Annotated in this window: 6 protein-coding genes and 1 tRNA gene; 6 read left to right on the plus strand and 1 reads right to left on the minus strand. The window is 43.6% G+C overall.

Going from position 1 to position 7,758, the window contains the following annotated elements; genetic code table 11:
- Position 1: 1 nt before the first annotated feature.
- The 3 genes from G602_RS0123285 to G602_RS0123295 all read left to right on the plus strand — a co-directional run bounded on the left by G602_RS0123285 (position 2) and on the right by G602_RS0123295 (position 4,032).
- A complete protein-coding gene (locus G602_RS0123285; protein ID WP_155830061.1) occupies positions 2-604 on the plus strand; it encodes a hypothetical protein in 603 nt (200 codons plus the stop codon).
- 57 nt (positions 605-661) lie between these two features.
- Positions 662-2,530, plus strand: coding sequence for a glutamine--fructose-6-phosphate transaminase (isomerizing) (gene glmS / locus G602_RS0123290; protein WP_026661194.1), 1,869 nt, complete (start codon positions 662-664; stop codon positions 2,528-2,530).
- 185 nt (positions 2,531-2,715) lie between these two features.
- Positions 2,716-4,032: a sugar phosphate nucleotidyltransferase gene (locus G602_RS0123295; protein ID WP_026661195.1), complete on the plus strand. Its 1,317-nt coding sequence runs from the start codon at positions 2,716-2,718 to the stop codon at positions 4,030-4,032.
- A gap of 40 nt (positions 4,033-4,072) precedes the next feature.
- On the opposite strand, the gene G602_RS0123300 is transcribed toward G602_RS0123295, so the two are convergent.
- Positions 4,073-4,158: transfer RNA gene (locus G602_RS0123300), tRNA-Ser, on the minus strand.
- A 169-nt stretch (positions 4,159-4,327) separates the two neighbouring features.
- Here G602_RS0123300 and dnaX point away from each other — a divergent pair.
- The 3 genes from dnaX (at position 4,328) to recR (ending at position 7,675) form a co-directional block, all read left to right on the plus strand.
- Positions 4,328-6,454 (plus strand): DNA polymerase III subunit gamma/tau, encoded by a 2,127-nt coding sequence (dnaX, locus tag G602_RS28215; protein WP_081676150.1) that lies wholly within the window; start codon positions 4,328-4,330, stop codon positions 6,452-6,454.
- Between the two features lie 271 nt (positions 6,455-6,725).
- Complete coding sequence (locus G602_RS0123310; RefSeq protein ID WP_026661196.1) at positions 6,726-7,076, plus strand: YbaB/EbfC family nucleoid-associated protein; 351 nt, start codon at positions 6,726-6,728, stop codon at positions 7,074-7,076.
- Positions 7,076-7,675 carry a recombination mediator RecR gene (gene recR, locus G602_RS0123315; RefSeq protein WP_026661197.1) on the plus strand — a complete coding sequence of 200 codons (600 nt, stop codon included), beginning with the start codon at positions 7,076-7,078 and terminating at the stop codon, positions 7,673-7,675. Before G602_RS0123310 ends, recR begins: the two co-directional genes overlap by 1 nt.
- Positions 7,676-7,758: the final 83 nt, after the last annotated feature.

The following is a 7,758-nucleotide window of genomic DNA, read 5'->3' on the forward strand; positions in this document are numbered from 1 at the left end:
AATGAAATTATTAAAAAAATTCAGAGCGGTAATGTGCTTTTTTATCGCATATATATGTATTGTGGCGTTTAGTCTGGCAGCGACTAACAGAGCGCCTGTAAGAAATAACGAGAGTCTGATACTGACTGACTACTCAAACGGATTTGAAATTGAGAATATTCCGTATGGAAATCACAGCCTGAGAATGACAATAAAGGACAGATATGTACTTCATGCTCCGGTGTCATTTATGTCCGGAGAAAGTTTTCATATAAAATATGAGGCCAGTCTGGCTGGGGCAGCAGAGGCTCAGGTAACAACAGACCTTTCGGCAGGTGAATATGATATGTCAGCGTGTTCATTTGACGTAGCACTTAAGGAAGGCGATAATGTGGTAGAGGGAGATCTGGTCTTTGAAGGAGTAAATCATCCTGAATCAGGAGAGATAAACATATATACCAATACTCCGGGAGTCGAGATCACGGTTACAAAGCCACAGTTTACGAGAGTAGAAAAAAATAAAGTGGGATATCTTGCCTGCACAGCTTTGGCGCTGGCGGTTATATTCCTTGTGATTGGAATAGTCCTGCTTTTAATAGATGTCTTGTGTATTTTTAAAAAATGAATATAATATGTTGGTAAACTAAACACAAAAACACAGTTTATATAAAGAGGAAAAAATATGTGCGGAATAGTTGGATATGTAGGTAAAAAACAGGCAGCGCCCATTCTGTTGGATGGTCTTTCAAAGCTTGAATATCGTGGATATGACTCAGCAGGACTTGCTGTAAGAGGAACTGACGGCAAGGTTAAGGTTGTTAAGGCTAAGGGAAGACTGAAGGTTCTTGCTGAGAAGACCAATGACGGAGCATCTCTTCAGGGAATGATCGGTATAGGTCACACAAGATGGGCTACACATGGTGAGCCTTCTGAGACTAATGCTCATCCGCATGTTTCAGCCAATCAGTTCGAGCATGGTGCTACCGTAGAGGAAGCTAATGTTGTCGGTGTACATAACGGTATCATCGAGAACTATCAGGAACTTAAGGAAAAGCTTCTTCGCCATGATTATGAGTTTTACTCACAGACTGACACAGAGGTGGCTGTTAAACTTGTAGATTATTATTATAAAAAGTACAACATCGGACCTATCGATGCTATCGCTAAGACAATGGTTCGTGTTCGTGGTTCTTACGCCCTTGCACTTATGTTCAAGGATTATCCGGACGAGGTGTGGGTAGCACGTAAGGATTCACCTATGGTTATTGGTATTGCAGATGGAGCAACCTATGTTGCATCAGATGTTCCTGCAATTCTTAAATACACCAGAAATGTTTATTACATCGGTAACCAGGAGATGGCCCGCCTTGGAAAGGGTGAAGCGCACTTCTATAACCTTGATGGCGACGAAATCCAGAAGGAAAAGGTTGAGATCAAGTGGGATGCTGAGGCTGCCGAGAAGGGTGGTTTCGAGCACTTCATGATGAAGGAGATCCACGAACAGCCCAAGGCAGTTGAGGATACTCTCAGCTCAGTTGTTAAAGGTAAGAAGATTGACCTTACAGAGTGCGGAATTACTGATGAAAAGATAAAGTCATTAAGACAGATTTATGTTGTTGCCTGCGGTTCAGCATGGCATGTTGGCATGGCGTCTCAGTACGTAATCGAGGATCTCACACGTATTCCGGTGCGCGTAGAGCTTGCTTCTGAGTTCAGATACAGAAAGCCTCTTCTTGATAAGGATGACCTTGTAATAGTGATTTCACAGTCTGGTGAAACTGCCGATACACTTGCTGCACTTCGTGAAGCCAAGAACCAGGGAGTTGCAACTCTCGGAATTGTCAACGTAGTCGGTTCTTCAATTGCAAGAGAAGCTGACCATGTACTATACACTCTTGCAGGTCCCGAGATTTCTGTTGCTACAACTAAGGCATACAGTGCTCAGCTTGTTGCAACCTATGCGCTTGCTGTACATTTCGGATTTGTCAGAGAGCTTATTGATAAAAAGAAGTACGAATATTACATCTCTGAAATGAAGACCATACCTGAGAAAATTCAGAAGATTCTTGAGGACAAGGAGAGACTTCAGTGGTTTGCTGCCAAGTATTCCAATGCAAAGGATGTATTCTTTGTCGGTCGCGGAATTGACTATGCTGCCTGCCTTGAGGGAAGTCTTAAGATGAAGGAGATTTCCTATATCCACTCTGAGGCTTATGCTGCAGGAGAACTTAAGCACGGCACCATCAGCCTTATTGAGGATGGAATTCTTGTAATAGGTGTTCTTACTCAGAACGACCTTTATGAGAAGACTATCAGCAACATGGTTGAGTGTAAGGCAAGAGGAGCATACCTCATGGGTCTTACAACCTATGGACATTACGAGATAGAGGATACTGTAAACTTTGCAGCCTATGTTCCCAAGATTGATGAGCACTTCGCTGCTTCACTTGCAGTTATTCCGCTTCAGCTTCTTGGCTACTACATCAGCGTTGCCAAGGGCCTTGATGTAGACAAGCCTCGCAACCTCGCCAAGAGCGTTACTGTAGAATAAAGCCTTCCAAAGGGAGTGAAATAATATATAGCTTCCTAAAGGGAGACGGATAATATAAAGCCTTCCCAAGGGAGTGAAGGAAAATTTAGAGCCTTCCCCTTGGGGACGTCGGTTTAGCGCGGACCGAAGCGGAGCGTAGACAGGTGTCACCGTAGGTGACGGATGAGGGGACAGAAAGGAACAAATTGAATATAATTTTACTCTCCGGAGGATCAGGTCAGCGTCTTTGGCCTCTTTCCAACGATGTCAGATCAAAACAGTTTATAAAAATCTTTAAGGACAAGAACGGCGAATACGAGTCCATGGTTCAGCGTGTCTATCGTCAGATAAGAGAAATAGACCCTGATGCAAATGTAACCATTGCAACCAGCAAGACTCAGGTTTCAGCCATAAACAACCAGCTTGGTGAGAATGTCGGAATTTCAATTGAGCCCTGTAGAAGAGACACTTTTCCTGCAATTGCTCTTGCAAGCGCATACCTTCATGATGTTCAGGGCGTAGCTCTGGATGAGCCTGTGGTTGTTTGTCCTGTTGATCCTTATGTTGAAAAGGATTACTTCCTTGCTCTTGAGAAGCTCTCAAATCTTGCAGCTAAAGGAGATGCCAACCTCACACTAATGGGAATTGACCCTACCTATCCTTCAGAGAAGTACGGTTATATCATTCCTGAGGACAAGAATGACGTATCAAAGGTTGTATCCTTCAAGGAAAAGCCTGACATAGAGACAGCAAAGGATTACATTTCTAAAGGCGCGCTCTGGAATGGTGGTATTTTTGCATATAAGCTTTCATACCTTCTTGAGAAAGCACATGAGCTGATAGATTTCAAAGAATATCAGGATCTATTTGATAAGTACGATACTCTTGAAAAGATATCCTTCGACTATGCAGTAGTCGAGAAGGAATCAAAAATAAGTGTAATGCGTTTTGGAGGACTCTGGAAGGACCTTGGAACCTGGAACACTCTTACCGAGGCCATGGAAGAGAACGTAATCGGAGAAGCTCTCCTTAATGAGAAATGTGAGGATACTCACGTAATAAATGACCTGAATATTCCCGTAATCGTAATGGGTATCAAGAATGCTGTTATAGCTGCATCTCCTGATGGAATTCTTGTTTCAGACAAGGAACAGAGCTCATACATCAAGCCTTTTGTTGAGCAGATTGAGCAGCCCATCATGTTTGCAGAAAAATCCTGGGGAAGCTATCGTGTTCTCGATGCTGAAAAGGATTCTCTTACAATAAAGGTGACCTTAAATCCCGGTCATTCAATGAACTACCACAGCCATGAGAGACGTGATGAAGTTTGGAGCGTTGTCCGTGGAACCGGAAGAACAATCGTTGATGGTGTAGAGCGCAGCGTCCATGCTGGCGATATAATTTCCATGAAGGCCGGAGAAAAGCACACTGTTATCAACAACAGCAATGAAGAACTTCAGATAATTGAGGTTCAGCTCGGAAAAGACATATCTGTCGATGATAAAATCAAATATGATCTATAAAACAAGAGCTTCGCACACGCGAAGCTCTTTTCACATATAGCGGAGTCGGAGGGATTCGAACCCTCGTGCCCAAAAGGACAAACGCATTTCGAGTGCGCCTCATTACGACCACTTTGATACGACTCCAGGATATTTATCCAGATCCGCAGGAACTTTTGCGAATCACACAATGCGCGCATCAACGCGCTTTTTTATTATACGAGTACTAATTTCTTAAGTCAATAAAGTATTGTTGCCTCGCTCCTAATTGAGTATAATTAGGTGATTGGAGTATGAAAAATGCCGGGGGTTTTTAATGGCGTACGTAGCTTTATATAGAAAGTTCAGACCGCCTGTCTTTGACGATGTCAAGGGACAGGATCATATTGTAACAACGCTGAAGAATCAGATTAAATCTGACAGGATAGGACACGCATATCTGTTTTGCGGAACAAGAGGTACTGGTAAGACCTCCGTTGCCAAGATTCTTGCCAGGGCAGTTAACTGTGAGAATCCACAGGACGGAAGCCCGTGCGGTGAGTGCCCGACCTGTAAGGCAATCGAGTCCGGTGCTGCAATGGGGAATGTCATAGAGATAGATGCTGCATCGAATAATGGCGTAGATAACATCCGTGAGATCATTGACGAGATCTCATATTCACCCACTGTAGGAAAATATAAGGTATACATAATCGACGAGGTTCACATGCTCTCCACAGGCGCGTTCAACGCTCTGCTTAAGAGTCTTGAGGAGCCACCGTCCTATGTTATTTTCATACTTGCAACGACCGAAGTTCAGAAGATTCCCATCACAATACTGTCGAGATGTCAGCGATACGATTTTCACAGAATTACCATTGACACTATTGCAGACAGACTTCGTGAGGTTGTGGATAAGGAAGGAATCAAAGTTGAGGATAAGGCTCTTCGCTATGTTGCTAAGGCCGCCGACGGTTCCATGAGAGATTCTCTGAGCCTTCTGGATCAGTGCATTGCCTTCAACTATGGCGAGGAACTGACATATGACAGAGTTCTTGGAGTTCTAGGTGCTGTGGACACAGAAGTCTTCGGAAGACTTTTTTCGTATCTGATAAAGCAGGATGTGAGCAGTGCGCTGAATTTATTGTCAGAGATTGTAATACAGGGGCGTGAGCTATCGCAGTTTGTCAGCGATTTCATATGGTACCTGAGAAATCTGATGTTGGTCAGCACTTCTGACAACATGGAGGATGCGGTGGACATGTCCACTGACAATCTGAATTCGTTAAAAGAGCTGGCGAAGAACTCGGATATCGATACCATAATGCGATATATCAGAGTATTTTCGGAACTGTCACAGAGCTTGCGCTTTGCCGCTCAGAAACGTATTCTAATAGAGGTTGCTTTGATCAGACTCTGTAAACCGCAGATGGATGAGACCAGTGATGCGCTTCTCGACAGAATCAGAATTCTGGAACAGCGAAGCGAGGAGATGGACGGAGTTCTTGGTGGCATAAAAAGCGGACAGATAGTTGTTAATGCCCAAGGAGCAGGTGCTTCGGCCGGTGGCGGAGCCGCAGTAGGCGCTGGTGCCGGTACTACCGGAGCTGCACAGCGAACGAAGGTGCTGGAGTCTGCAGTTGCCGAGGATGTCAAACGTGTCGTGAATGATTGGGGCAGAATTCTTGTGCAGATGCCCAATCCCATGCGCACATATATGGAGAAGGCAGTTCTTAGTCAGGGTAATGACAATAAGCTTTTCATAGTCCTTGATAACAAGGAACGCGTTGCGAAGTACAATGAGGACCCCGGAAAGGAAGAGCTCTCAGCAGTTATTGATGGTATTATTGGTAAGCATGTTGATTTCGAGATGCGCTATGCTGACCGTAACAAGCCTATGGAAGAGCAGTATGTCAGTCTCAACAATATCCATTTTGATATTGTGACAGAGGAAGATGAAGAAATGCCTGACTTCCCAGAGGAGCTGACTATGCAGGAGAACGGTGCTTCCCAGGATGGAAATGTGTCACAGGAGAATCTGACTCCTCAGGAAGGAAACTTGTCTCAGGAAAGTCAGACTTCACAAGGTGAAAATGTGGCACAGGAGAGTCAGTCTTCACAAGACAGAAATGTATCACAGGAGAACCAGTTTTCTGAAGCTGTAAATATGTCGCAAGAAAATCTGAATTCTTCGGAAGAGAATCATTTGAGCAATGGATTTGAGGAAGATGTTTCTATTAGGCAATCCGGAGTGGGTGATTCTTCTAAAGGTTCTATGGAAGAAGCAATTCCGCAAGGAAAAGATACTTTTGAAGAATTCGAGAATTCCGGAGGCGATATTATTTCAGGCCTAAGTGAGGATGAGTACTACGCCGGAATGGCTCAGGATTATGTAGCCTATGATGAGCAGCAAGCCATGGACGAAGAAAACGCATTTGAAGAGAACGACCATGACGATGACTGATGATGCTAATTAATTAGCAATGAGTAATATACAAACATTTGTAAATATAAAGGTAAAATTGCAATTTTGGTATACTTTTTGTAAGGTTTTTGCCATAGAAAATAGAGAGTTTGGAAATAAAATGAACTTTTTAAAGATTTGGTATGCCTAAATTCGCAAAATAGAGATACCAAATTAAGAAAAAAGACAGTATAGTTAAAAATGCTGATTTTTTATCCCGTAAAACAGTTAAAAACTCATACCAAAATGAAAAAACAGGAGGATTTGTATAATGGCAAAAAGAGGTGGATTTCCTGGCGGAATGCCGGGCAACATGAATAATCTAATGAAACAGGCGCAGCGTATGCAGCGTCAGATGGAAGAAAGTCAGAAGGAACTTGAGACCAAGGAATTTAAGGCAAGTGCAGGTGGTGGTGCAGTTGAGGCAACCGTCACAGGCTCTAAGAAGCTTACAGCAATCACTATTGCTAAGGATGCAGTTGATCCTGATGATGTTGAGATGCTGCAGGACATGATATTGGCAGCAGTTAATGAGGCTATGGAACAGGCAGAAAAAGCCCAGGGTGATATGATGGGCAAGATGACCGGAGGTCTCGGAGGTCTTGGAGGACTTTCATTTTAATGGATTTGTACAGCGGACATATAAACAGACTGATAGACGAGCTATCATCCCTTCCGGGGATTGGCGGAAAATCAGCTCAGAGATTGGCTTTTTATATTATAGGCCTTCCCAAGGACAGAGTGGAGAGACTTGCAAAGTCCATAACCGACGCCAGGGAGAATGTGCATTACTGTAGTAAATGCTGCACACTGACTGACGATGAGATCTGTCCAATTTGTGCTAATGACAAGCGAGATCACAGAACCATCATGGTGGTTGAAAACACAAGAGATCTTGCAGCTTATGAAAAAACGGGAAAATATGAGGGCGTATACCATGTTCTTCATGGGGCAATTTCCCCCATGCTTGGTATAGGTCCCGGAGATATAAAACTTAAAGAATTGGTTCAGCGACTTCAAACCGATACAGTTGACGAAGTCATTATTGCGACCAATTCCAGCCTTGAAGGCGAGACTACCGGAATGTACATAAGTAAGCTGATAAAGCCTACGGGGATCAAGGTTACAAGAATTGCCAGCGGAGTTCCTGTGGGCGGTGACCTTGAGTACATCGACGAAGTCACATTGCTGAGGGCGCTCGAAGGCAGGACAGAATTGTAAGTTTATATATATGACAGAATTATACTAAATTAAGATGTGCAGGATTATCTCCTGACATACCAAATCAAGATGTGCAGGATTAT

This window comes from Butyrivibrio sp. AC2005 (assembly GCF_000424145.1).
GTDB lineage: Bacteria > Bacillota > Clostridia > Lachnospirales > Lachnospiraceae > Butyrivibrio.

Excerpts from the sequence above, each read along its gene's own strand:
- G602_RS0123285 (WP_155830061.1), top strand. The coding sequence starts at position 2 with ATGAAATTATTAAAAAAATTCAGAGCGGTAATGTGCTTTTTTATCGCA.
- glmS (WP_026661194.1), top strand. The coding sequence starts at position 662 with ATGTGCGGAATAGTTGGATATGTAGGTAAAAAACAGGCAGCGCCCATT.
- dnaX (WP_081676150.1), top strand. The coding sequence starts at position 4,328 with ATGGCGTACGTAGCTTTATATAGAAAGTTCAGACCGCCTGTCTTTGAC.
- G602_RS0123310 (WP_026661196.1), top strand. The coding sequence starts at position 6,726 with ATGGCAAAAAGAGGTGGATTTCCTGGCGGAATGCCGGGCAACATGAAT.
- recR (WP_026661197.1), top strand. The coding sequence starts at position 7,076 with ATGGATTTGTACAGCGGACATATAAACAGACTGATAGACGAGCTATCA.